The 26,232-nt window shown below is 48.8% G+C and carries 27 protein-coding genes; all 27 read left to right on the top strand.

Annotation, left to right across the window (positions count from 1 at the left end; genetic code table 11):
- The first annotated feature begins 16 nt into the window (after positions 1-16).
- The 27 genes from flgJ (at position 17) to flhB (ending at position 26,206) form a co-directional block, all read left to right on the top strand.
- On the top strand, positions 17-1,108 hold the full coding sequence (flgJ, locus tag PY479_RS01565) for a flagellar assembly peptidoglycan hydrolase FlgJ (protein WP_275482645.1): 1,092 nt from the start codon (positions 17-19) through the stop codon (positions 1,106-1,108).
- A gap of 26 nt (positions 1,109-1,134) precedes the next feature.
- Positions 1,135-3,054, top strand: a complete 1,920-nt coding sequence (gene flgK, locus PY479_RS01570) for a flagellar hook-associated protein FlgK (RefSeq protein ID WP_275482646.1) — start codon at positions 1,135-1,137, stop codon at positions 3,052-3,054.
- Positions 3,055-3,065: 11 nt separating this feature from the next.
- On the top strand, positions 3,066-4,274 hold the full coding sequence (gene flgL, locus PY479_RS01575; protein ID WP_275482647.1) for a flagellar hook-associated protein FlgL: 1,209 nt from the start codon (positions 3,066-3,068) through the stop codon (positions 4,272-4,274).
- A gap of 113 nt (positions 4,275-4,387) precedes the next feature.
- Positions 4,388-5,209: a flagellin gene (locus PY479_RS01580; RefSeq protein WP_275482648.1), complete on the top strand. Its 822-nt coding sequence runs from the start codon at positions 4,388-4,390 to the stop codon at positions 5,207-5,209.
- 212 nt (positions 5,210-5,421) lie between these two features.
- Complete coding sequence (locus tag PY479_RS01585; RefSeq protein WP_275482649.1) at positions 5,422-6,240, top strand: flagellin; 819 nt, start codon at positions 5,422-5,424, stop codon at positions 6,238-6,240.
- A gap of 110 nt (positions 6,241-6,350) precedes the next feature.
- Complete coding sequence (locus PY479_RS01590) at positions 6,351-6,758, top strand: flagellar protein FlaG (RefSeq protein ID WP_343377242.1); 408 nt, start codon at positions 6,351-6,353, stop codon at positions 6,756-6,758.
- 22 nt (positions 6,759-6,780) lie between these two features.
- Positions 6,781-8,145, top strand: coding sequence for a flagellar filament capping protein FliD (gene fliD, locus PY479_RS01595; protein WP_275482650.1), 1,365 nt, complete (start codon positions 6,781-6,783; stop codon positions 8,143-8,145).
- Positions 8,146-8,161: 16 nt separating this feature from the next.
- On the top strand, positions 8,162-8,485 hold the full coding sequence (locus PY479_RS01600; RefSeq protein ID WP_275482651.1) for a hypothetical protein: 324 nt from the start codon (positions 8,162-8,164) through the stop codon (positions 8,483-8,485).
- 6 nt (positions 8,486-8,491) lie between these two features.
- Entirely contained in the window at positions 8,492-8,902 is a 411-nt protein-coding gene (gene fliS, locus PY479_RS01605; protein WP_275482652.1) for a flagellar export chaperone FliS, read from the top strand.
- Between the two features lie 292 nt (positions 8,903-9,194).
- Positions 9,195-10,625, top strand: a complete 1,431-nt coding sequence (locus tag PY479_RS01610) for a sigma-54-dependent Fis family transcriptional regulator (RefSeq protein ID WP_275482653.1) — start codon at positions 9,195-9,197, stop codon at positions 10,623-10,625.
- 86 nt (positions 10,626-10,711) lie between these two features.
- On the top strand, positions 10,712-11,791 hold the full coding sequence (locus tag PY479_RS01615) for a HAMP domain-containing sensor histidine kinase (protein WP_275482654.1): 1,080 nt from the start codon (positions 10,712-10,714) through the stop codon (positions 11,789-11,791).
- Entirely contained in the window at positions 11,788-13,125 is a 1,338-nt protein-coding gene (locus PY479_RS01620; RefSeq protein WP_275482655.1) for a sigma-54 dependent transcriptional regulator, read from the top strand. Before PY479_RS01615 ends, PY479_RS01620 begins: the two co-directional genes overlap by 4 nt.
- Before the next feature lie 155 nt (positions 13,126-13,280).
- The gene (gene fliE / locus PY479_RS01625) at positions 13,281-13,613 is read left to right on the top strand and encodes a flagellar hook-basal body complex protein FliE (protein WP_212595861.1); all 333 of its coding nucleotides are present in this window, start codon (positions 13,281-13,283) and stop codon (positions 13,611-13,613) included.
- 30 nt (positions 13,614-13,643) lie between these two features.
- Positions 13,644-15,350 (top strand): flagellar basal-body MS-ring/collar protein FliF, encoded by a 1,707-nt coding sequence (gene fliF, locus PY479_RS01630; protein WP_212595862.1) that lies wholly within the window; start codon positions 13,644-13,646, stop codon positions 15,348-15,350.
- Positions 15,340-16,380, top strand: coding sequence for a flagellar motor switch protein FliG (fliG, locus tag PY479_RS01635; RefSeq protein WP_212595863.1), 1,041 nt, complete (start codon positions 15,340-15,342; stop codon positions 16,378-16,380). The genes fliF and fliG overlap by 11 nt, the downstream gene beginning before the upstream one ends.
- A gap of 11 nt (positions 16,381-16,391) precedes the next feature.
- A complete protein-coding gene (gene fliH, locus PY479_RS01640; protein ID WP_275482656.1) occupies positions 16,392-17,300 on the top strand; it encodes a flagellar assembly protein FliH in 909 nt (302 codons plus the stop codon).
- Positions 17,272-18,612: a flagellar protein export ATPase FliI gene (fliI, locus tag PY479_RS01645; protein WP_275482657.1), complete on the top strand. Its 1,341-nt coding sequence runs from the start codon at positions 17,272-17,274 to the stop codon at positions 18,610-18,612. The genes fliH and fliI overlap by 29 nt, the downstream gene beginning before the upstream one ends.
- A 9-nt stretch (positions 18,613-18,621) precedes the next feature.
- Complete coding sequence (gene fliJ, locus PY479_RS01650; RefSeq protein ID WP_275482658.1) at positions 18,622-19,077, top strand: flagellar export protein FliJ; 456 nt, start codon at positions 18,622-18,624, stop codon at positions 19,075-19,077.
- 124 nt (positions 19,078-19,201) lie between these two features.
- The gene (locus PY479_RS01655; RefSeq protein ID WP_275482659.1) at positions 19,202-20,839 is read left to right on the top strand and encodes a flagellar hook-length control protein FliK; all 1,638 of its coding nucleotides are present in this window, start codon (positions 19,202-19,204) and stop codon (positions 20,837-20,839) included.
- Between the two features lie 53 nt (positions 20,840-20,892).
- Positions 20,893-21,420: a flagellar basal body-associated protein FliL gene (gene fliL / locus PY479_RS01660; protein WP_275482660.1), complete on the top strand. Its 528-nt coding sequence runs from the start codon at positions 20,893-20,895 to the stop codon at positions 21,418-21,420.
- A gap of 30 nt (positions 21,421-21,450) precedes the next feature.
- Complete coding sequence (gene fliM / locus PY479_RS01665; RefSeq protein WP_275482661.1) at positions 21,451-22,479, top strand: flagellar motor switch protein FliM; 1,029 nt, start codon at positions 21,451-21,453, stop codon at positions 22,477-22,479.
- Positions 22,480-22,491: 12 nt separating this feature from the next.
- Positions 22,492-22,869, top strand: coding sequence for a flagellar motor switch protein FliN (gene fliN / locus PY479_RS01670; RefSeq protein WP_275482662.1), 378 nt, complete (start codon positions 22,492-22,494; stop codon positions 22,867-22,869).
- Positions 22,870-22,876: 7 nt separating this feature from the next.
- The gene (fliO, locus tag PY479_RS01675) at positions 22,877-23,245 is read left to right on the top strand and encodes a flagellar biosynthetic protein FliO (RefSeq protein WP_275482663.1); all 369 of its coding nucleotides are present in this window, start codon (positions 22,877-22,879) and stop codon (positions 23,243-23,245) included.
- Positions 23,242-23,988, top strand: a complete 747-nt coding sequence (fliP, locus tag PY479_RS01680) for a flagellar type III secretion system pore protein FliP (protein ID WP_212595871.1) — start codon at positions 23,242-23,244, stop codon at positions 23,986-23,988. Before fliO ends, fliP begins: the two co-directional genes overlap by 4 nt.
- A gap of 11 nt (positions 23,989-23,999) precedes the next feature.
- Positions 24,000-24,269 (top strand): flagellar biosynthesis protein FliQ, encoded by a 270-nt coding sequence (fliQ, locus tag PY479_RS01685; RefSeq protein ID WP_275482664.1) that lies wholly within the window; start codon positions 24,000-24,002, stop codon positions 24,267-24,269.
- A 3-nt stretch (positions 24,270-24,272) separates the two neighbouring features.
- A complete protein-coding gene (fliR, locus tag PY479_RS01690) occupies positions 24,273-25,070 on the top strand; it encodes a flagellar biosynthetic protein FliR (protein ID WP_275482665.1) in 798 nt (265 codons plus the stop codon).
- Positions 25,070-26,206: a flagellar biosynthesis protein FlhB gene (gene flhB, locus PY479_RS01695; RefSeq protein WP_275482666.1), complete on the top strand. Its 1,137-nt coding sequence runs from the start codon at positions 25,070-25,072 to the stop codon at positions 26,204-26,206. The genes fliR and flhB overlap by 1 nt, the downstream gene beginning before the upstream one ends.
- Positions 26,207-26,232: the final 26 nt, after the last annotated feature.

Genomic DNA, 26,232 nt, shown 5'->3' on the forward strand with positions numbered 1-26,232 from the left:
CTAGCCGGACTTCACAATGGACCAACTTTCCAACTCATCACAATTTCTGGATCTTTCCGGCCTGGATAACTTGCGTATCAAGGCCCAGAAAGATCAGAAGTCAGCGCTCAAACAGGTGGCGCAGCAGTTTGAAAGCATTTTTGTGCAGATGCTGATGAAGAGCATGCGTGATGCCAACGCTGCATTTGAATCAGACAGTCCGTTTAACTCGCAGTACACCAAATTTTATGAACAGATGCACGACCAGCAGATGTCCGTGGATCTCTCGCAAAAAGGCATGTTGGGCCTGGCGGATTTGATGGTGCAACAACTGGATCCTCAGGACTCCGGGATCACGCCCGCTTCAGTGATGCGCAGTACCAACGGTGAGCCTTTGTTATCTGCTGAGGCCCCAACGCCGAAGGTATCTGATAAGGCAGCTGTTGCGTCAGATACCTCGATGACGTTTAACGTGCCGGTGAAACAGCGCGTTGCTGCTGAGACCAGCGATGCCAGCAGGGTACAGACCCAGATCCCAGCCGTAAGTCAGCAGCCAAAAACTGCCGGAACGCTGGATTATGACACGCTGGACAGTATTTTAAGCGGCAAAGTGTTGCCGGACAACACCGGCGCGATTGGCTCGCAGGAAGATTTTGTCAAAGTGCTGTACCCCTATGCTCGCGATGCAGCGGAGAAATTGGGGACGACACCGGAAGTCATACTGGCACAATCGGCGTTGGAAACCGGCTGGGGCCAGAAAATGGTGAAAACATCAGATGGTCAGCCTAGCAATAATTTGTTCAATATCAAGGCTGACCCACGTTGGTCAGGCGCGAGTACTAATGCGTCTACCACCGAATATGAACAGGGGACTCCGGTCCGTGAGAATGCCATATTCCGGGTCTATGACAATCTAAAAGAGAGCTTCAACGATTATGTGTCGTTGATTTCCCAAAATGGTCGCTATAGCAAGGCGAGAGCTGCCGCAGCCGATCCGGTGCAGTATGTGCGCGGTCTGGCTGAAGCGGGTTATGCCACCGATCCGCAGTATGCGAGCAAGGTGATCAAGGTGATGCAGAGCATCAAAAGTGACTTGGGGCAGTTTACACAAGGGGCTGGCAGTCAGTAACTGCCACCGGTTAAGGAGCGAGTGTCATGTCGGTTGATTTGTTGAATATCGCACGGTCTGGGGTGCTGGCAGCGCAGTCCCAGATTGGCGTGACCAGTAATAATATCAGCAATGTCAACACTGACGGCTATAGCCGTCAGGTCGCGACGCAAGCCACCCAGGACTCTCAATATCTTGGGGGAAATTACTATGGCACTGGCACTTATGTCGCGGATGTTAAACGGATATATAACGATTTTGCTGCCAGAGAATTACGCATAGGCCAGACGACACTGAGCACCGCTGAGATGAGTTACAACAAACTGAGTGGCTTGGATCAGATGCTCTCCAATACCGGCAGTACATTGACGTCTTCGCTCGACGGCTTTTTCTCGAGTCTTAATGACTTAGCTGATCAACCTTCTGATACCGGAATCCGTCAGACGGTACTCAGTTCCGCACAACAACTTGCGGCCAATTTTAATCAGATGGATGGCTATCTCGACAGTGAGATGAACCAAACCAATGATGAAATTTCCGGCATCACTGATCGCATCAATGAGATCAGTAAAGAGATGGCTAACATCAACCAGGAACTGATGAAAACAGACACACCCGATCCGCAGTTACTGGATAAACAGGACTCGTTGATCAAAGAGCTGAGTCAATATGCCGAAGTTAACGTCATTCCGTTAGACAACGGCGGTCGTAGCATCATGATGGGCAGCTCCTTTATGTTGGTGTCCGGTGAAGTTGCCATGTCGATGGGCACCACGACGGGCGATCCCTATCCGACAAAGTCAGCGTTAACCTATACCCTCGGCAACACCACCTTAAAAGTGGATCCATCAAAACTCGGCGGGCAGTTGGGAGCCCTGTATGACTATCGCGATAATACCCTGCAGCCAGCATCTCAGCAGTTAGGGCAAATGGCGCTTGGTGTTGCCGATGCTTTTAATACGCTGCAGTCACAAGGCTTCGATCTGAACGGTCAGGTCGGCCAGAATATTTTTACCGATATCAACGATCCGCTGATGGCGCAGGGACGGGTTGGGGCGTATACCGGTAATGGTGGCACTGCCGTCCTCAGTGCGACTATTGATGATGTCGGTGCATTGACCGGCGATAGCTATCAGCTACGTTACACCACTAGCGGGACATACGAGCTAACCAATAATCAGACCGGCGCCGTTGCTAATCTCACACTGAATGGTTCCGCGTTGCAAAGTGCTGACGGTTTTACCCTCAATATTGATACGGGCGCTTTAGCTGCTGGCGATCGCTTTGAAATCAGACCGACCGCCAATGCTGCCGGAACTCTGCAGGTGGAAATGACCGATCCGAAAGGATTGGCCGCTGCATCACCTAAAATCACTGCCGGCACGGCTAACGCGAGCAGTGCGGTGGCATCACTGGTCAGTATCGATAACCGTGCCGACACTAATTTCCCCGGGACCGGTAGTGAACTCACTTACACCATCGATGCGTTGGGAAACTACACCGCAACGGATGCCTATGGTGCAGTCGTTACTACCGGCACAACAACCGGTACCCCGCCACAAATCAGCGACAACGGTTTTACTTTTCAAGTAGATGCTTTACCGGCCAGTGGTACCAATAGTTACACCTTCGATCTCAGTCTTGCGGTTGGTGATAACAGCAACGCTATCGCAATGGCAGACCTTGCTGACAGCAAAATCATGGAAGGCGGTAACGCAACCTTGGCGGACGTGTTCCAGCAAACCAAATTGGATGTGGGCAGCCAGACTAAAGCGGCTGAAGTCAGTATGAATTCTGCCCAGAGCATCTACGACCAGGCATATAACCGGATGCAGTCTGAATCCGGCGTCAACCTTGATGAAGAAGCGGCCAACCTGATGAAGTTTCAGCAGGCGTATATGGCCTCAGCACGGGTGATGACTACCGCCAATTCGATTTTTGACACCTTATTCAATGCCGTGCAATAGGAGTGGTGATTATGCGTATATCCACCGCACAGATGTATAACCAGAACATCAGCAGCCTCAATAAAAATCAGACGCAAACCAGCAAACTGATGGATCAAATCGCCAGTGGTCAGCGGGTCAATACTGCGGGGGATGATCCGGTCGCGGCGATTGGAATCGATAATCTGACACAACAGAATTCGTTAATTCAGCAATTCCAGAAAAACATCAATTATGCCAACCAGCATTTATCGTTGACCGAAAGCCAGCTAAGTGATGCCGAAACCTTATCCATGTCAATTCGTGATCGGATGCTGGCGGCTGTTAACGGTACTTACACCGATGACGAGCGGCAAAGTATTGCCGATGAATTGCGTCAAAGCCTCGACCAACTGCAAACCATTGCCAATTCTCAGGACGAGGCCGGTAACTATCTGTTTGCCGGGACTAAAAGTGATACCCAGCCATTTGCGTTCGATAACAATGGCAACATGGTGTACAGCGGCAACAGTGATGTGCGTACTGCATTAGTGGCCGCGGGCGTGGCGATGCCAACCAATGTTGCTGGCGATGCGGCGTTTATGAATGCTCCCAATGCGATGGGTGACTTTAGCGTCAATTATTCGGCGGCCCAGAGCGGTGATTTTTCCGTAACGTCAGCAAAGATAACCGATCCAACCAGTTATATCCCCGATGACTACAGCTTTAATTTTCTTGATAACGGCAGTGGTGGCATTGATGTGCAAATTCTGGATGGTGCTAGCAATCTGGTTAAAACCATCAATAACTATGACCCTACAACGCCAATCTCGGTTAATGGCGTAGACCTGACGCTTAACGGAACCCCAAGTGCCGGTGACAGTTTTTCCATACAACCACAGTCGACCACCAGCATTTTTGACACAGTACAACAAGCCATCACCTTGTTTGAAGACGGCGACACTATCAATACCGCAGCCGGTCAATCACAGTTGGCACAGCTTTTGAATAATTTCGATAGTGGCGTAGATCAGATCCGTATTGGTCGCAGTCAGGCGGGAACGAGTCTCAGTGCACTGGATAACTATGCCAGTAACCACTCAGACACTGAACTGGTAAACAACTCTGCTTTGTCAGTGTTACAGGATCTGGATTATGCCTCGGCAGTGTCCGAATACCAGAAACAACAACTGGCCATGAATGCGGTATCAACCCTATTTAGTCAGGTCGGCACAGTGTCGTTATTTGATTATTTGTCGTGATGAGTTAACAGCTTTATAGCCGATTGATTGCGTCACAGACACACAAACAACTTGTTAACTTAAGGTAGCCAAGCTCCAAGTCTTGGCGTAAAAACTAGGAAGAGGAACTTTACATGGCTATTACTGTTAATACCAATGTGACTTCTATGAAGGCACAGAAAAATCTAAATACTTCCAAAGATGCTTTGTCCACTTCAATGGAGCGTTTGTCATCTGGTCTGCGGATCAATAGCGCCAAAGATGATGCGGCTGGGCTGGCAATCTCCGATCGACTGAATAGTCAGGTCCGTGGCTTGGATGTTGGGATTCGTAATGCTAACGATGCTATCTCCATCGCGCAGATCTCTGAAGGTGCGATGCAGGAGCAAACCAACATGCTGCAACGTATGCGTGATTTGACGGTACAAGCAGCTAACGGTGCTAACAGTACCGCAGATTTGTCTTCCATCCAGGAGGAAATGAATGCGTTACGTGATGAAATCTCTGCAATCGGTGGCAGTACCGCTTTTGGCGATACCAAGTTATTAAATGGTGATTTTGCGTCTGGCAAAGTGTTCCAGGTTGGCCATCAAGGTGATGAAGTCATTTCTGTCTCTGTTGGTAAAATGGACTCAACTTCTTTGTCTGTTGCTTCTCTAGCGGTCAACTCAGCCGCGGGTAGAAGTGCCGCACTGACCAAAATCGATGCCGCAATTAAATCCATCGATACCCAGCGTGGTAAGTTAGGTGCGGTACAGAACCGCTTGTCCTATAATATTAGCAATAGCCAAAATACCCAAGCGAACGTCGCAGATGCTAAGAGCCGTATTGTGGACGTAGATTTTGCCAAAGAAACTTCCGCTATGACTAAGAATCAGGTGCTTCAGCAAACGGGGGCTGCTATGTTGTCGCAAGCAAATCAGTTACCACAGATTGCCTTAAGCTTACTACAGTAATAAATGGGTAGTCTTTGTATTTAGTCCATGGTGAACAACCATGGACTATTTGTTTGGATACAAAGAATTAAAAAGTTTTAAAATTTCTCTATAAAAATTTCTAAAGCTCTGGAAGTTAATGCCGTTATATAAACTGTAACCCGTTAGATCCGCCTGGCTCAAGTTAGAAGACAGGCTCGTTTTCCCAAAGTCAGGTAGAAGAGGAAATTATTATGGCAATTACAGTTAATACCAACGTCACTTCTTTGAAGGCCCAGAAAAACTTAAATCACACCAACAGTGCTCTGGCAACTTCTATGGAGCGTTTGTCATCTGGTCTGCGTATCAACAGTGCTAAAGACGACGCAGCAGGTTTAGCGATATCTGACCGCTTGAGTAGCCAAGTGAGTGGTCTGGATGTTGGTATGCGTAACGCCAATGATGCTATCTCTATCGCGCAGATCTCTGAAGGCGCGATGCAGGAGCAAACCAACATGCTGCAACGTATGCGTGATTTGACCGTACAATCAGCTAACGGTGCTAACAGTAGCGCAGATTTGTCTTCCATCCAGGAGGAAATGAATGCGTTACGTGATGAAATCAATGCAATCGGTGGCAGTACCGCTTTTGGCGATACCAAGTTATTAAATGGTGATTTTGCGTCTGGCAAAGTGTTTCAGGTTGGCCATCAGGGTGATGAAGTCATTTCTGTATCTGTCGCTAAAATGGATTCAACCTCTCTTTCAGTTGCCTCTTTGGCGATCGGCACAGCCGCGGGTAGAAGTGCCGCACTGACCAAAATTGATGCCGCAATTAGTGCCATCGATTCCCAGCGTGGTAAGTTAGGTGCGGTACAGAACCGCTTGTCTTATAACATCAGTAACAGTCAGAACGTACAGGCGAATGTCGCTGATGCTAAGAGCCGTATTGTGGATGTGGATTTTGCCAAAGAAACTTCTTCTATGACCAAGAGTCAAGTATTGCAGCAGACTGGTGCGGCCATGTTGTCGCAAGCGAACCAGTTGCCTCAAATTGCGCTGTCTCTGCTGTAAGTCATTAGCTTCAGGATTATTCTGAAACAAGTAATGAGGGAGGTTCGGTGACGCGAAGCTCCCTTTTCGCTTTTTTGCTAATATCAGTATTTGATACTGAAATGGAGATAATGATGAGTGATCTGAGCATCAGTGCGTCCAATGCGGTAGCTGTAAACACCGGTGTGAATATAGCTTCATCTGGAGCTACAATTGCGGCAGGGCAGGATTCGCAAAATCAGCAAAAGACAAAGAATGTAAATGCAAATGAGGGTTCAACTCAGGCGCAAAATCAGCAAAGTGGGGCGAAATCACAAGATAATTTGCAAAGTGTTACAGAGCAATTATCTCAGACGATGGAAATGATGCGTAAGGGATTGCAGTTTCGTGTGGATGAGCAGTCTGGGGAAAATGTTGTCAGTGTTTTCGATATTGAGTCCGGGGATGTAATCCGACAGATACCTTCGGATGAAGCGTTAAAATTGGCAGCTAAACTTTCAGAGGTTGCCGACGGTCTACTGATGAAAACGCAGGCATAGAGAGTATTAAAGAGAGGAATTTATGGCTCTTACAGCAACGGGAATTGGTTCTGGACTGGATATTTCGACTATCGTGCAAACTTTGGTGGATGCGGAACGTACCCCCAAGAAAACCTTACTCGATAATAAAGAAAGTACCATCGACTCCAAGGTATCAGCCATAGGTACTCTTAAAAGCGCTCTGTCATCCTTCCAAGATGCTATAGATAAGTTGAATTCTGGTGCTGCTTTAAATTTACGCACTGTTACTCAAAGTAGTGACAGTTATTTTACGGCTACCGCAGATGAAAACTCTAAAGCTGGCTCTTACAATATAAGTGTTGACACATTGGCAAGATCCCAGAAGCTTGCTGGTGTCTCTGCAATAGATTCATCTTCTACAGTAGGTGCCGGGAGTTTGGCCTTTTCTGTCAACGGGAATAGCTTTTCCGTTGATATAGCCAGTACTGATACATTGTCAGATATTGCAGATAAAATTAACCGTGCTTCTGATAATGCTGGCGTTACGGCAACCATTATCAATACAGATAGTGGCAGTCGGTTAGTGTTTACTTCAGATAACACAGGCACCGATAATCAAATGTCAGTAACAGCAACTGATACTTCAGGGACTGGTTTATCTGATATGTTTGGCACCGGAAATCTCCAAGAACTGCAATCCGCCCAAGATGCCGTTGTATATATTGATGGGCAGAAGCTGACATCTCAGAGTAATACCATAGAAAATGCTATTTCGGGTGTCACACTCGATCTTACCAGTGCCGATTCAGGCCAAACGACAACCTTGACCATCGCTCAGGATAATGATGGTGTAAAGACTAATATCCAAAACTTTGTAGATGCTTACAACACCTTGATGGATAAAATCAGCTCTCTTTCCTCTTACGATGCTGATACCGACACTGCAGGCGCTTTGCAAGGAGACTCGCTTGTTCGTTCCTTGGAGTCACAATTACGCAGCAGATTAAGCAATCGAATTTCCACTGATAGTGGTTCAATTGCATTATATGACATCGGCATCTCCACTGACCGATACGGTAAGTTGTCTGTTGACTCCACTAAGCTGGATGACGCTCTTTCAAATAATATGAATGGAATAGAGTCTTTGTTTGCATCAAGTGATGGTGGTATTGCGACTTCACTTGATAGTTTGGTCGAGGGATATGTTAAATCTGGCGGATTAATTGATAGCCGCAATACTTCCTATACTAACGAAACAAATCGTATTCAAGATCAGCGCGATGCTCTGGATAGGCAGATGGAACTATTACAGGCGCGTCTGACAAAGCAATTCAATGCTATGGACTTAGTTGTCGCACAGTTGAATTCTCAAAGTTCAAGTGTTACTAGTGCGTTAGCATCATTGCCTGGTGTTGTGAGTGGTTAAGTTATAAAGGTATAAAATGGTTAACGAAACGCAGTTAGATGAGCTTAACAAAGAGTTAGGCATTCTTATGGATGAAATACTTTCGTTGCCTGTTGATGATGAAAATACAGAAGTATTGGTCTCAAATTTGCAAGATGTGGTTAGCAGGCGTCAAAATTTGCTGTCAATGTATCTGAGTGAAATTAAAGACAAGCAACTACTTAAAAGGCAGTTGCTGCTATCAAAAAAATTCGAAGAAAAAGCAAAGAAGATTTTACAGCAACGTCAAGATTTACTCTCAGTGATGCAAAAAGGTAAACGCCAGCTCAATGTCTATAAATCAGTTGATGCGAACAGGTAGGTACATATGAGAGGTTCACTGCAGTCATATCGTAAAGTCTCATTGGAAAGCGAAATTGCAGTAGCTTCGCCACATCGAGTTATTCAATTGATGTTTAATGGCGCATTAGAGCGATTGGCTCAAGGACGTTTTGCTATCGAACAGAATAATCTTGAGGCTAAAGGGCTTTATATCAATAAAGCTATTGGGATAATCACCGGTCTGAAAAACAGTCTCAATATGGATGCTGGTGGCGATATTGCTGGCAATCTGGATCGCTTGTATGATTTTTCGCTAAGAAAGATTTCCGAAGCCAATATTAACAATGATCCTCAGGCACTGGATGATGTGTCCGCTATCTTGCGCGAAATAAAAGAAGCGTGGGACGCGATTCCGGCAGACAAGCATTATATTACGGCGAATAAAGAGCCGGCATAATCTCAAAATTTCCATGATACAGGCGCCATAATCGGCGCCTGTATTTTAACAAGCGTCGAGATTTTGACACTGTGGCCGGTAAGCGCTTTCAAAATGGTCTAAAATCTCTCTGTTTGAGACATAAAAGCGATTGCGGGGTTGCTAATGTCTTGCTGATAATACAATATTCAGCATGGCTGTGGCTTTCGCTATAAACGTGAATAATAAGTTGTGTCTCGCGCTAAGTTTTGGACACACAAAAACAACTAGATTAATAATTTCCTATAATTATCAGACCGTAGCGGCCTACTGAATGATGCAAACAGATCAACGAATTTTACTTGTCGGCAATCCATCGGAGCGTTCCAGTCGCTTGTCTTGTGTGTTGGAGTTCATTGGGGAACAGGTGGATGTTATTGCCGCAGATGTGGCAGAAAAGCTGACTCCAGAGTTGCGTTGCCGGGCACTGATTTTACTGCCTGAGTGTCTCACCGAAGCGCAGATCACTATGCTGCTCACCCGTATTCCGTGGCAACCATTTCTGAGTTTTGGCAAGGTGACGCCCAGTGCGTCCAATGTCTTAGGTATCATTGAAGAGCCGCTGAGTTACACGCAAGTCACCGAACTGTTGCATTACTGCCAGGTGTTCGGTCAGATTAAACGCCCTCAAGTGCCCACCAGTGCTAACCAGACCAAATTGTTCCGTAGTCTTGTCGGCCGCAGTGATGGTATTGCCCAGGTTCGTCATCTGATTAATCAAGTCGCCGAATCCGGTGCGACCGTATTAGTGACCGGGCCTTCCGGTACCGGTAAAGAAGTCGTCGCACGTAATATTCATTATCTTTCTGATCGTCGTGATGGGCCGTTTATTCCGGTTAACTGCGGTGCTATTCCGCCGGACTTGTTGGAAAGCGAACTATTTGGTCATGAAAAAGGCTCGTTTACCGGTGCCATCAGTGCCCGTAAAGGCCGTTTTGAACTTGCCGAAGGTGGCACGCTGTTTTTAGATGAAATCGGTGATATGCCGTTACAGATGCAAGTAAAACTGTTACGGGTATTGCAGGAAAGAGTATTTGAACGCGTGGGAAGTGCCAAAGCGATTCAAGCCAATGTCCGGGTTGTTGCTGCCACTCATCGAAATTTAGAAGCCATGATTGAAGCGGGTGAGTTCCGCGAAGATCTGTATTATCGGCTTAATGTTTTCCCGATTGAAATGCCGCCGTTAACGCAGCGCAAAGACGACATTCCATTATTACTGCAAGAATTGGTCAGCCGGGTATTTAATGAAGGCAAAGGCCGTGTGCGCTTTACTCAGCGAGCCATTGATTCGTTGAAGGAACATGACTGGGCCGGTAACGTGCGCGAGCTGTCTAATTTGGTTGAGCGCTTAACTATCCTCTATCCCGGTGGTTTGGTCGATGTTAACGATTTGCCGATTAAGTATCGCCATATTGATGTGCCGGAGTACTCCGTTGATGTCAATGAAGAGATGCAGGAGCGTGATGCGCTGGCGTCAATCTTCAATGATGAAGAACCGGTAGAAATTCCAGAAACCCGCTTCCCCAGTGAATTACCTCCGGAAGGGGTGAATCTGAAAGACCTGTTGGCTGAGCTGGAGATTGATATGATCCGCCAAGCCTTGGATCAACAAGACAATGTGGTTGCCCGCGCCGCGGAAATGCTCGGGATCCGTCGTACTACGCTGGTAGAAAAGATGCGCAAGTATGGCATGACCAAAGAATAATCAGCATTTACTTGATTCATAAAGATTATTTTTTGGCATAGATTCTGCTTTTACCTCGTTAATAGCATTTTTTTGACGGGGTTGATATGGCAGCCAATTCGCTTGCACAACTGGAAACCATTTCCCATCGTGGGCATGAATGGATTCAGGTCAAGGCAGCCGCCAATATGTCCAATCGAATGGAACATATTCTGCAGGCGATGCCTTCTGGGGTGGTTATCCTCAATGGCGACGGCATTGTCACTGATGCTAATCCTGTGGCGGCGTCACTGCTGGATATTCCGCTGGTGGGCGAGCGTTGGCTCAGCATCATTAACCGTTCATTTGCGCCGCGCAAGGATGATGGTCATGAAGTCTCTCTGCGCAATGGCCGTCGCGTAAAACTCGCAATTACCCCCCTCACACCGGAACCTGGTCAGCTGATTATGATCACTGACTTAACCGAAACCCGTTTACTGCAGCAAAATTTATCGCACTTACAGCGGTTATCGGCGCTAGGGAAAATGGTTGCCAATTTGGCGCATCAGATCCGCACGCCATTATCCTCGGCTTTGCTATATGCAGCGAATCTTGGCAATCCTCGTCTGGATGAGCCTTCTCGTCATCGCTTTCAGGAAAAACTGCTCGATCGCCTTGGAGAGCTGGAACGACAAGTCAACGATATGTTGCTGATCGCGCGCGGTAAACAGGAGCAGGTTGGTGAACGCGTGGCGATGTCGGAAGTGGTGAATCGAGTGATGGCTAACTGTGAAGCCATTTGTGAGAAAAAACGGGTGGTTCTCGAGGCTGATTTACAGCACGACGGTGAAGTCCTCGCTAATCTTTATGGCCTCAGTTCCGCCATTAATAATCTGGTGATGAACAGCATTGAAGCCGAAGCCAATCACATTGTGTTACGCCTGACGCGTGATGCTCAATATGTCAGCCTGACCGTCATCGATAATGGTCATGGTCTCGAAAAGAAATTACAGCGCAAAGTGCTGGAACCGTTTTATACCACGAAAACCCATGGTACCGGACTCGGATTGGCGGTGGTGCAATCGGTAATAAAAAGTCATGGCGGCCAGCTATCGCTCAGTTGTGAGCCACAAAAAGGCTGCAGTTTTACCCTCTCGTTACCCATGGTCGACAGCAACGACAATGCCAATGGAGACCGCACGGTATGAATGATATCAGGATCCTGTTAGTCGAAGACGATGCATCCCTGCGCGAAGCCTTATTGGATACATTGCTGATTGCAAGCTACCAGTGTGTGGATGTTGCCAACGCCGAAGAAGCCATCATGGCGTTAAAAAAATGCCAGTTTGATATGGTGATCAGTGACATACAGATGCCGGGAATTGGCGGTATGGGCTTGTTAGATTATCTGCAGCAGCATCACTCGCAGATACCGGTGTTGCTGATGACTGCTTATGCCACCATTGATAGTGCGGTAAGTGCAATTAAATTAGGCGCGGTCGATTATCTGGCAAAACCGTTTGCCCCAGAAGTGCTGCTGAACCAGGTCAGTCGTTATTTGCGACCCAAAGCAGATGCCGGTGAACCGGTGGTGGCCGATGACAAGAGTGTCGCACTGCTGGAGCTCGCAGCTCGCGTGGCAGCGTCTGAAGCCTCGGTCATGATCCTCGGCCCGAGTGGTTCCGGTAAAGAAGTGCTGGCGCGTTATATTCATCAGAAAAGTCCCAGAAGTGAAGCGCCATTTGTTGCGATTAACTGTGCGGCCATTCCGGAGAATATGCTGGAAGCGACCCTGTTTGGTTATGAAAAAGGGGCCTTTACCGGGGCTTATCAGGCCTGTCCCGGCAAGTTTGAGCAGGCACAGTCCGGGACTTTGTTATTGGATGAAATCTCGGAGATGGACCTTGGCTTGCAGGCAAAACTTCTGCGCGTATTGCAAGAGCGAGAAGTTGAGCGACTCGGCGGCCGTAAAACCATCAAGCTGGATGTCAGGGTTCTGGCAACCTCCAACCGTGATTTGAAGGAAATGGCGGCCAAGGGGGATTTTCGCGAGGATCTCTATTATCGCATCAACGTATTCCCATTATCCTGGCCTGCGCTGAATCAACGTCCGGGCGACATTGTGCCATTAGCAAAACATCTGCTGTCGCGTCATGCGCGCAGCGGCGGTATTCATCCAGTACCGACTTTTTCAGATACCGCCATTCGTCGATTGTTGAGCCATCGCTGGCCGGGTAACGTGCGCGAACTGGATAATGTTATTCAGCGAGCACTGATTTTGCAGCGCAATAACGTCATTGAAGCGGCGGATATTATTATTGATCTGCAAGACGTAAATCTGACGTCAGAACCTCAGGCATATGATGGGCCGGAGGGGTTGGGGGACGAACTCAAGGCGCAGGAACATATGATCATCCTGGAAACCCTTAACCAGTGTAATGGCAGTCGTAAACTGGTCGCCGAAAAACTCGGGATCAGTGCCAGAACCTTACGCTATAAAATGGCGCGCATGCGAGAGATGGGCATCGAACTTCCCGCCTAACCTCAGCATCAATGATACCGGCAGCCATCGCGCTGCCGCTTTCTTATGCAGTCAACGCGTCGATGTTGCATAGGTGTAACCATTGGCAACCTTTTTGCATTACCTCCGTTATCAATAGCTAAGCCGTCAAATGGCTGACGACGGGAGACCAAAGCATGCAGATCGGTGGCAACCCTCTACTGCAGGAAATGCAGTCAATTAAAGGTGAAATATCACCTAATTCCATTGCCCCTTCATCGCTGCGGCAGGTGGGTAACACCAGCGGAGCAGATTTTGCGGACTTGTTGAGTCAGGCCGTTGGCCATGTCAGTGAACTGCAAAATACCTCGTCTAACCTGGCTACTCGTCTGGACATGGGCGATACCAGCGTCAGTCTGTCAGATACCGTCATTGCCAGAGAGAAAGCCAGCGTGGCTTTTGAAGCAACCGTGCAGGTGCGCAATAAGCTGGTGGAAGCTTACAAAGAAATCATGAGTATGCCGGTTTAAACCGGCTAGCCACGAAAGCAGGAATCCAACGTGAGTACAGAATTAGTAGCGGAAAACAGCGCCTCTCTTCCTACTACCAGCAGCGGTGCACAGCAGGAAAATAAATCCGGTGTGATGGGGATGCTGGGCAGTGTCGATATGCTGCGTCAGGTCACGATGATCCTGGCGCTGGCGATTTGCCTGGCGCTGGCGGTATTTATCATGATCTGGGCCCAGGAGCCTGAGTATCGACCATTGGGCAAAATGGATACCGATCAGCAGGTTCAGGTGCTGGATGTCCTCGATAAAAACCGTATTCCTTACAAGATTGATGTCGACGTTATTAAAGTCCCGGAAGATCAATACCAACAGGTCAAATTGCTGCTCAGTCGCTCCGGGGTTTCTACCAGCAATGAAGACAAAGATTTTCTGAACCAAGACTCAGGTTTTGGTGTTAGTCAGCGGATGGAGCAGGCGCGTCTGCAACACAGCCAGGAAATGAATCTGGCTCATGCCATTGAAGAGCTGAACAGTGTCAGTCGCGCCAAAGTGATCCTGGCGCTGCCGAAGGAAAACGTATTTGCGCGTACCCGTGCCGAACCCAGTGCCACGGTGGTGGTAACCACCCGTAAAGGTGGCTTGGGCCAGGAAGAAGTTGATTCCATTGTAGATATCGTGGCCTCTGCGGTTCATGGCATGGACCCAAGTAAAGTCACCGTGACTGACGCCAGTGGTCGGCTATTGAATTCTGGCAGTCAGGATGCGGTATCCGCCCGCGCTCGTCGTGAGCTGGACCTGATCCAGCAGAAAGAACAGGAATATCGCAATAAAATCGATTCCATTTTGATCCCAATCCTCGGCCCGGAGAACTTTACCTCACAGGTCGATGTGAATATGGACTTTACGGCGGTTGAGCAGACCGCCAAACATTTCAACCCGGATTTGCCGGCACTGCGCAGTGAAATGACCGTCGATAACAAATCGGTTAATGGCGTTAACGGCGGCGTTCCTGGGGCTCTCAGCAATCAACCGCCAGCGGCCTCGAATATTCCCCAAAAAGCCACCGGTGACAGCACTGAAAAGCCCACATCCAGCAGCAGTCACAACGAGGCGACTCGTAACTATGAGCTCGACACCACAATCAGCCACACCAAGCAGCAGGTGGGGAATGTCCGCCGTGTGAGTGTCTCGGTCGCGATAGACTTCAAATCCGGTTCCGCCGATGCGAACGGCAACACCACTCGGGTGCCGCGTACTGAAGCCGAAATGGCGAATATCCGGCGTTTGCTGGAAGGCGCCATCGGTTATAACAGTGAACGCGGTGATGTTATTGAGGTGGTGACGGTTCCGTTCATGGATCAGTTAGTGGAGCCGTTACCGCCAGTGCCTTTGTGGGAACAGGAGTGGTTTTGGCGCGCCATGAAAATGGTGTTAGGCGGGTTAGCCATATTGATGCTGGTGTTATTCGTGGTGAAACCCGTGGTGAAAAAACTCCTTTTCGCTGACGATTCAAAAATGCCGGATGAGCCTCAAATAGGCCATGAGCTAGCGGACATTGAAGATCAGTATGCTGCTGATACTTTGGGAATGCTGCATAAGCCGGATGCTGAATACAGTTACGCCGAAGATGGTTCCATCTTAATCCCGGATCTGCACAAAGATGATGATATGATTAAGGCCATCCGGGCGCTGGTGGCAAATGAACCTGAACTCTCCACTCAAGTCGTGAAAAACTGGTTACAAGACGATGGCAAATAACGAAGAGGCCAGAGTGCCTAGCAATTTTGATGTGAAGTCTCTCAGTGGCGTCGATAAAACTGCGATATTGCTGTTGAGCCTGAGTGAAGCAGATGCGGCATCGATCCTTAAACATCTGGAACCCAAACAGGTACAGAAAGTGGGGATGGCGATGGCCAATATGCAGGAGTTTGGTCAGGAACGCGTGACAGCAGTGCACAAGTTATTCCTGGACGACATTCAGAAGTATTCTTCTATCGGCTTCAATAGCCAGGAGTTTATCCGTAAAGCGTTAACCGCCGCCTTGGGTGAAGATAAAGCCGGCAATCTGATTGAACAGATTGTGATGGGCAGTGGTGCTAAAGGTCTGGATTCGCTGAAATGGATGGATGCACGTCAGGTTGCCAGCATCATTCAGAATGAACATCCGCAAATTCAAACTATTGTGCTGTCCTATCTGGAACCGGATCAGGCGGCGCAGATCTTTGCGCAGTTCCCGGAAAATACGCGCCTCGATCTGATGATGCGCATTGCTAACCTCGAAGAAGTTCAACCGGCGGCGTTGCAGGAACTGAACGATATCATGGAAAAACAGTTCGCTGGTCAGGGCGGCGCACAGGCCGCAAAGATGGGTGGCCTCAAGGCGGCTGCCAATATCATGAACTACCTGGATACCGCCGTCGAAAGTCAGTTGATGGAAACGCTGCGCGAATCCGACGAAGAGATGGCACAGCAGATCCAGGATCTGATGTTTGTCTTCGAAAACCTTATCGATGTCGACGATCGTGGTATGCAAGCCTTGCTGCGTGAAGTTCAGCAGGATGTATTGATGAAAGCGCTGAAGGGGACCGATGATCAGTTGCGCGAGAAGATCTTTAATAACATGTCAAAACGTGCTGCAGAATTGATGCGTGATGATCTGGAAGCGATGGGCCCTGTGAGGGTCAGTGAAGTGGAAGTGGCACAGAAAGAGATCCTGTCTATTGCCCGCCGCCTGTCAGATGCCGGCGAAATTATGCTCGGCGGTGGCGGTAGCGAAGAGTTCCTGTAAGGGGCTGCCCTATGGCTGATCAGATACCATCAAAAAATATTATCCCGCCAGAAGCGGTCACGGATTTTGACGCATGGCCTTTACCGGATGTCGGAGCATCGTTACCCCCGAAAACGGAGAGTAATCTCTTTGGCCGTAAAGCTCCGGAATATCGGGCGGCTAAGGTTGATAAACCCGTAGCACCGCCAACCATGGCTGAAATTGAAGCCATTCGGGCAGATGCTGAGCAGGAAGGTTTTGCAGAAGGCAAAACTGCTGGTTTTAATGAAGGGTTGGAACAAGGACGACTACAAGGCCTGGAGCAAGGTCACGCCGAAGGTTTTGCGCAAGGACTTGAGCAAGGAAAATCGGAGGGCTTACAACAAGCGCAGACACTGTTAACGCGTTTCGAGCAGTTGCTCGCACAATTCAACGCACCGTTGGCGCTGTTGGACCTGCAGATAGAACAATCATTGCTGACGCTGACTGAACAGTTGAGCCGTAGCGTTATCGCACACGAACTGGCAACCCATCCCGAACATATTCTGGCCGCGATGCGCCAGGGCATCGACGCGCTGCCGATCAAAGAACAAAAAGTGGTTATCAGATTGCACCCTGACGATGTGGCATTGGTTGAATCACTGTATGGTGCGGAACAGCTAGCTCGGAACCATTGGCAATTGGAGAACGATCCCGGATTAAGCGCCGGTGACTGTCTTGTCAGCTGTCAACGTTCACAAGTGGATATGCGCCTGGAGATGCGGTTACAGCAAGTGTTTGCTGAGGTTTGGCATCGTCAGCAGCTGTTAGCCAGAGAAGAACAGCAACAGACACAGCAATTGCAAGCCAAAGCCACAAACACCCAAGCTGACGCCCCATCAACGGATATCGCTCATGGTGCAGGAGAGGTTGATGGAACATCGCAGACACCATCTGCTTAACGAGCTTAGCCAGCTCAAGCAACATATTGGCCCTTACCAGGCGGTTGCCTGCGGGCAATTAGTGCGCGTTGTCGGATTAACGCTGGAGGCGACAGGTTGCCGGGCGCCGGTGGGCAGTCTCTGCGCAATTGACACCAGCGCTGGGGCCTTGGTTGCCGAGGTGGTGGGGTTTGACGATGAACTGCTATATCTGATGCCTGTTGAAGAGTTGCGCGGTGTGGTGCCGGGTGCCCGAGTTATGCCGTTAGGTGAACAAACCGGACTTAACGTCGGCATGAAGCTTTTAGGCCGGGTACTGGACGGTAATGGTCAACCCTTGGATGGTTTGGGGCCTATTAGCAGCCAGGAAAAAGCCACGCGGCACAGTGAACCGATTAATCCGTTGGCACGTCGCGCCATTACTGAACCTTTAGATGTCGGCGTTCGTGCGATCAATGCCATGCTAACCGTGGGAAAAGGCCAACGAATGGGGTTGTTTGCCGGCTCCGGTGTCGGTAAAAGTGTGTTGCTGGGGATGATGACTCGCGGCACCACTGCCGACATTATTGTGGTTGGTCTGGTGGGAGAGCGTGGTCGCGAAGTAAAAGAGTTCATTGAAGAGATCCTCGGTCAAGAGGGGCGAGCGCGTTCGGTAGTGGTTGCTGCGCCAGCGGATACTTCGCCGTTGATGCGGTTACGGGCATGTGAAACCTCTACCCGCATTGCCGAGTATTTTCGCGATTTAGGCTATGACGTGTTGCTACTAATGGATAGTCTGACCCGTTACGCTCAGGCGCAGCGTGAAATTGCGTTAGCGGTGGGGGAGCCTCCCGCAACCAAAGGGTATCCGCCGTCAGTATTTGCACGATTGCCACGCCTGGTTGAGCGTGCAGGGAATGGCAGCGACAAGCAGGGATCAATCACGGCGTTCTATACGGTATTGACGGAAGGCGATGATCAGCAAGATCCCATTGCTGATGCTTCGCGTGCCATTCTTGATGGTCACATAGTGTTGTCACGTACCTTGGCCGATTCCGGGCACTATCCTGCGATTGATATTGAAGCCTCCATCAGTCGTGTTGCGCCGATGGTGATCTCGGCTGAGCACCTGGAGTCGATGCGCCGCGTTAAACAGATGTATTCCCTGTATCAGCAAAATCGTGATCTGATTTCTATTGGGGCTTATGCGCAGGGTAGTGATCCTCGTATTGATAATGCTATTCGCTTGCAGACGGCGACCAATGCATTTTTACGGCAAAGGATGCATGAATCGGTAAGTTTTTCCGACAGTGAAAAGATGTTGGGACAGTTGGCCGCGCAGTGCCGGGTGTAGGATAAAAAGATGGCAACTAAGGATCCGTTATTTACGGTATTGAAACTAGCCAAAGATGCGGAAGAACAAGCTGCCTTGAAACTCAAAGCCGCGCAGTTTGAACATCAGAAACGGCTTAATCAATTGCAAGCATTACGTGACTATCGCCTCGATTATATGCGGCAACTTGCCGCACAACAGGGACAGCCAATTCGCGCCGATTACTATCAACAATTTCATCGATTTGTGCGGCAGGTAGATGAAGCGATTAAGCAGCAACTGGCGGTGGTGGCTGAGGCTGACCGGCAGAAGCAGCATCGCCAACAACACTGGATGGAAAAACAACAAAAGCGGAAAGCCGTGGAAATGTTACTAGAGAAAAAAGCGTCGCAAAGACAACAACGTGCCGACAAACAAGAGCAAAAACTAATCGACGAATTTGCCGCTCAACAATTTTTACGCAGAAAGCTGACCAACGGGATATAAATCGCCATCTAATAGCTGGCCTGGTTTTTGCTTTCTCATCGCTATATCAATAGACTTCGCCAAATTTCGGGTCGCAGTAATCTCGCACTCCAAAGAGTGTTCTGCCCCCCTGCTGGAGGACAGCATGCAACAGCTCGCCAACAACGTTATATTGGGAACCCAGAGTGCTAAAGGGACTGCCGTGTCAGACGCGGCAAAACTCAATGATAATGCTGGTTTTTTTGACGCACTTCAGCAAGCTCAATCCAAACTGCAGGGCTCAGATCAAAGTCCTACTGGCCAACTGAAAACTGACACTAAAGCTGTTACTGATAATGCTAATGAGGTGACTGGCAATGATGCTGGCGCAGACGACCAAGTCGCGACAGTGCTGGGACAGATCTCAATGGGCAAAAAGTTGCCGCCTGATGCCAAATTACAAAAGGCGGTGACAAAATTGGCAGAATTAGCTGGGCTGGACCAGCAACAGTTGCAACAATTAGCCGATAGCAAAGATCCCAAACAATTGTTGCAGCAATTAGCTGCAATGATGACCCAAAACCTCAAGGCCGCCAATCAGACTGGTGATACTGCGGATTCGGTGACTAACACCACTGCTGTCACTGATGACAGTGAAACGGTCGCAGATTCATTAGCAAAATTGATGGCAGCGCTCGCGGCCTTGTTACAGCAAGCAGACAACTCCGCTGAAAATGCTGCTAACACATTACTTGAGGGGAGTGCGAAGGGCGCGGCAAAGAATCCAGACTCAGACGTAAATTTGCTGATATCCGCAACTGACGATAAAGCTGCTGATGACAAAAAAGCGTCAACGACAGACGACGATACCTCTCTCGCTGACGCGCTGGCTGCCTTGTTCGCAGTGTTGCAGCCATCTGCGGCAACTCCAGCTCAAGCGTCAAATACGGGCGATGATGCAGAATCTCTGCAAGCCACTGCCACGACCACGACGCCAACATCACCGTCTGGGCAGTTACAGCAGTTGTTAGCACAGTTGATGGCCGCTGATAAAAGTCAGGATAAACTTCACGCTCACGACCAAAATAAAGCTGACTCTGGGATTGCCGTTGATTTGACAACGTTAAATGTCGGACAGAATGACGGCGAACTTGCTAAGTTTAGCGACAGTGTTAAAGCTGCTTTGGAAAATGCCGCGGCTAATTTCAGCGAAAAAGCGGTTATGGCTCAATCTGCCAACGATAAAGTCGCTCAAGAAACGAGTCCGCTGGAGCTGAAATCGATCCAAGCACTCTCGCCGTTGAATAATGCCGGTGCAATAAATCGCAATGAGATGGCCCAATACCAGTTATCGTTGCGGGCTGCGGGAGAACAACTGCAACCGAATACACAGGAGCTGATCCAGCGCTTTGCACCCGCGATGAAACAGCAGTTGCTGACCATGGTTAATAATGGCGTCCATCATGCTGAGATCCGCTTAGATCCTCCTGAACTGGGGGCCATGACTGTAAAAGTGCAAGTTCAAGGTGAGCATACCCAGGTACAGTTTCATGTGACACAAACACACACCAAAGACTTGTTGGAACAATCCATGCCGCGTTTACGCGATTTATTACAGCAACAAGGTATGCAATTGGCTGATGGTCAGGTATCTCAAGGTGGTGGGCAACAAAGTCATGCTCAAGGAAATGCCAATAGCCGTGGCGATCTCGGGGGAACATCTGGCGAAATTTCCGGCGAAGAACTCACTAGTTCGACGGAACCGACGTTAACTTCGACATCCGCTATAGATTATTATGCCTGAGCAGGTAACCTATGACGGCAGAAACGTTATTGGCGGAATAACAGGAAGATTTCATGGCTGAGCAAGATGAACTGCAATTGCAGGAAATTAAGGATGAAAAAGACAAAAGCAAGAGCAAACGCAAATTGCTAATTTTTGGTGGCATTGGTCTGCTGGTGTTAATTGTCATTGCGGTAGTGCTGTGGTTGTTTTTAGGTGGTGAAAAGAAGGACGCCGCACCGGCCTCTGATGCGGTAAAAACCGAGCAAAAAGACACCACCAGAGAAGCTTATTATGTGGCGATGCCAAGACCGTTTCTGTTTAACCTGCCGGGCAATAATCAGACCCGCGTGGTTGAGATAAAAGTACAGCTGATGGTCCGCGGAAGTGATGATGACACTGTGTTGAAAAAACATATTCCGCTGGTGGAAGATGCGCTGCTGACAACCTTCAGTAGTGCCAGTGTTGACAAACTCAGCACTCAGGCTGGAAAAGATGAATTACGGCAACTGGCATTGTTGAATGTGCAAAACACTTTGCAACCGGTCACCGGACGCAAACTGGTGGAAAAAGTGCTGTTTACCGGTTTTGTGATGCAATAGCCCAGGATTGAACAAGATAGAGGCGATATCGTGAGCGACTTATTAAGCCAGGACGAGATTGACGCGCTGTTACATGGTGTTGATGATATCGATGAGGACGAAGCCGAAGAATCTGGCTTTGAGGCGAAAAGTTACGATTTTTCCTCTCAGGATCGTATCGTTCGTGGGCGCATGCCAACGCTGGAAATTGTGAATGAGCGTTTTGCGCGACACATGCGTATCAGTATGTTCAACATGATGCGCCGCTCTGCAGAAGTGTCGATCAATGGCGTGCAGATGCTGAAATTCGGCGAATATGTGCATACCTTGTTTGTGCCTACCAGTCTGAACATGGTGCGGTTTAATCCGCTGAAAGGCACGGCGCTGATCACCATGGAAGCCAGACTGGTGTTTATTCTGGTGGATAACTTCTTTGGTGGCGATGGGCGTTTTCATGCCAAAATTGAAGGTCGCGAATTTACACCGACAGAACGCCGTATCATTCAGCTACTGATGAAGATTATCTTTGAAGATTACAAAGATGCCTGGGCACCGGTGATGGATGTGGAATTCGATTTTCTGGATTCCGAAGTTAACCCGGCCATGGCCAATATTGTCAGCCCGACCGAAGTGGTGGTGGTGAATTCGTTCCACATTGAAGTTGACGGTGGCGGCGGTGATTTTCATATCACCATGCCATATTCCATGATTGAGCCGATCCGTGAATTGCTGGATGCTGGCGTACAAAGTGATAAGCAGGATACCGACATGCGTTGGTCTCAAGCGCTTAAAGATGAAATCATGGATGTGAAAGTCGGGTTTGATGCAACTGTGGTGCAAAAAGAGCTGTCTCTACGCGATGTGATGCAATTTAAAGCGGGCGATGTCATTCCGATAGATTTACCGGAATATCTGGTGATGCGGATTGAAGATTTGCCAACCTATCGCTGTAAACTGGGGAAAGTACAAGATAACCTAGCATTGCAGATCGCAACCAAAATTCCACGACCAGAGACAGTTAAGACCGAGTTGCAGTTAGTGACGCATAAAAATAAGTCAAAAAATCTCTCAGAAATATAAGGTGCAATACGCATGAGTAACGATGAGATGGACGATTGGGCAGCAGCAATGGCAGAACAAGCCGAACAAGAAGCCCAAGCCGTGGAGCTGGATGAACTGAAAAGCACGGCGACAGCCGCAAATGTGGATGATCCCAAGCTGGACACCATTCTGGACATTCCGGTGACCATATCGATGGAAGTGGGGCGCAGCTTTATCAGTATTCGTAACCTGTTGCAGCTTAACCAGGGCTCGGTGGTTGAACTGGATCGTGTCGCCGGGGAACCTCTGGACGTGATGGTTAACGGTACGCTGGTAGCCCATGGTGAAGTTGTTGTGGTTAACGATAAGTTCGGTATTCGCTTGACTGATGTGATCAGTCAGACTGAACGAATTAAGAAACTCAAGTGAGTCAACTATGAGTCAAACACTTGCCACCACTGCTGATGCCGCACAGGCCGTTACCAGTAAAGGTACACTGGATATCAGTGCCTTTGCCGGGATGTTTGGCGGCCTGTTATTAGTCTTGCTGATCATTTTTGCGCTGGCTTATCTGCTTAAACGTCTGAATCTGGTAAGTGGCACCCACGGGGTCATTAAGACGCTGGCACAAACGCCGGTAGGCCCGAAAGAACGCCTGGTACTAGCAGAGCTTGATGGTCAGCAATATCTGTTGGGCGTGACTTCCAGTCAGATTACGCTGCTCGATAAACTGCAGAATCCGGTCACCGTGGAAGCTAACAGTTTCGCTGACCGACTAAAAATGGTCAGGCAGGATCGACAATGAGATGGTCATTGTTGATAGCGATTTTAGTCGCGTTTTTCGTGCCATCTGTTGCTCAGGCACAGGATGCGTTATTTCCGGCTGTGACCGTGACTACCGGGCCCAATGGCGGTACCGAGTATTCGGTAACCATGCAGATCTTGTTGCTGATGACGGCGCTGAGCTTCCTGCCAGCGATGATCATCATGCTGACCTCTTTTACCCGGATTATCGTGGTGCTGGCGATCCTCAGACAGGCATTGGGGCTGCAACAAACACCTTCTAATCAAGTGCTTATTGGTATTAGCCTGTTTATGACCTTCTTCATTATGTCTCCGGTGTTCGACAAGATTTATGACGAAGCCGTGCAGCCCTACATGAACGATACCATGACGTTGCAACAGGCGGTGAAAGTCGGTGAAGGTCCGCTCAAAAAGTTTATGCTGGCGCAGACACGCAATACTGACCTCAACTCATTTATTGAAATTGCCGGATATAAAGATATCCAGAAGCCGGAAGATACCCCGATTACGGTGGTGATCCCGGCGTTTATTACCAGTGAATTAAAGACGGCATTTCAGATTGGTTTTATGTTGTTTATCCCGTTTCTGGTGCTGGATTTGGTGGTCGCCAGTATCTTGATGGCGATGGGGATGATGATGTTATCGCCAATGATTGTATCGTTGCCATTTAAGATCATGCTGTTTGTGTTGGTGGATGGCTGGACGCTGGTCATGGGCACGCTCGCCAACAGTTTTGGACAATAGGGAGGCAACCTATGACACCGGAAGCTTTTGTCGACGTCCTACGTGAAGCGCTGTCGGTAATTGTTATCATCGTGTCTGCCGTGGTTGTTCCCAGTTTGATTATTGGCTTGATAGTGTCGGTTTTTCAGGCTGCAACTTCCATCAACGAACAGACACTGAGTTTTCTGCCACGCTTGTTAACCACGTTGTTGGCATTAATGTTTCTCGGTCATTGGCTAGTGCAGACGTTAATGGATTTCTTCATGGAAATGGTACAGCGGATCCCGCAAGTGGTGGGATAACCCATGGAGATCCTGTTCGATTCTATTCAACAGGTGCTGGCGGCTTATCTTTGGCCGTTGTTTCGTATTGCCAGTATGTTAATGGTGATGGCGATATTTGGCGCCAGCACCACGCCGACACGGGTGCGGTTATTGATGGCGATAGCCATCACCGTGGCAGTGGCACCAGTGTTACCCGCCATGCCCAAAATAGAATTGTTATCCTTGCAATCGGTGTTTGTGACAATTCAGCAGTTGCTGATTGGCTCTGCGATGGGTTTTGTCACTTTGTTGCTGATGCAGACCTTTGTGCTGACCGGGCAGATCATCGGTATGCAAACCAGTTTGGGCTTTGCCTCGATGGTAGATCCGGCATCTGGGCAACAGACGCCAGTCGTCGGTAACTTCTTTCTGGTACTGACGACCTTGATTTTTCTCAGTGTCGATGGGCATCTGGTGATGATCCGCATGTTGGTTGCCAGCTTTAATACCATTCCGGTATCCACGCAGGGGATCAACATCGCCAGCTATCGTGAATTGGCTGAATGGGGCAGTTACATGTTTGGTGCGGCATTGACGATGTCAATGTCAGCGATTGTAGCGCTGCTAACCATCAACCTGACCTTCGGCGTGATGACCCGTGCGTCGCCACAACTGAATATTTTCTCTATCGGGTTTCCGGTCACTATGATCGGTGGTCTGCTCATTTTGTGGCTAACGCTCAGCCCGGTGATGGCACATTTCGATGATGTGTGGCACGCTGCGCAGGTGCTGCTGTGCGATATTGCGCAACTGCAATGTAAAGTCGACGGAGGGTTCTGATGGCTGAAAATCAGGACGGCCAGGAAAAGACCGAACAGGCGACGTCGAGGCGCTTAGAACAGGCGCGCGAAAAAGGTCAGGTTGCACGTTCTCGCGAGTTAGGTACTTCGGCAGTGTTGTTGGCTTCAGGCATTGGCCTGTTAGTGCTGGGACCCGATATCGCCCTGAGCCTTAAGTCGGCGATGACCGATATTTACACGATGGATCGTAGTCAGATCTTCGACACCAACAGTATGTTTACTGTGTGGCAAACTGTCATCAGTGATCTTGGCTGGCCGATATTGGGCTTTATTGCCATGCTCGGCGTGATCGCCTTCGTCGGTAATATAGCGCTTGGCGGCATCACTATCTCCTCAGAAGCCATCATGCCGAAAGGCAGCAAAATGAACCCGATGACGGGTCTTAAACGTATGTTTGGTATCCAAGCCTTAGTTGAACTCACCAAAGGGATTGCAAAGTTTTCAGTGGTTGGCTTAGCGGCTTATCTGTTACTCACATATTATTTTCCGGAAATCTTAGGCCTGTCGCATGATAATCTGCCCGGAAATGTTGCGCATGGGCTTAAGTTGCTGATTTGGAATTTTATTTTGTTGTGTGCATCGACCCTTCTGATCGTGGTTATCGATGTGCCATATCAGCTGTGGAATCACAATAAGCAGTTACGGATGACCAAGCAGGAAGTGAAAGACGAATACAAAGACACAGAGGGTAAGCCTGAAGTGAAGGGACGTATTCGTCAGTTACAGAGGGAGATGGCACAGCGACGGATGATGTCTGAGGTGCCCAAAGCGGATGTGATTGTGGTTAACCCTGAGCATTTTGCAGTTGCACTCAAATACGATGCGAAAAAGTCTCCGGCGCCATATCTGGTTGCAAAAGGGACTGATGAAATCGCCTTTAAAATCCGAGAAATTGCCCGGGAATATAATGTGCCCATTGTCGCCGCACCATTACTTGCTCGCGCGATTTACCATACTACAAAACTGGAGCAGCAAATTCCTGACGGTTTGTTTACCGCTGTTGCTCAAGTGCTGGCCTATGTTTATCAGTTACGACAATACCAGAAAGGCCGTGGTCGGAAACCTACACCGTTGCCACTTAACCAGCCAATACCTGAAGAATTCCGCCAATATTAAACGGTGATTGGCCTGAATTTTGCCTA

This window comes from Shewanella sp. A32, from assembly GCF_029167175.1.
Lineage (GTDB): Bacteria > Pseudomonadota > Gammaproteobacteria > Enterobacterales > Shewanellaceae > Shewanella > Shewanella yunxiaonensis.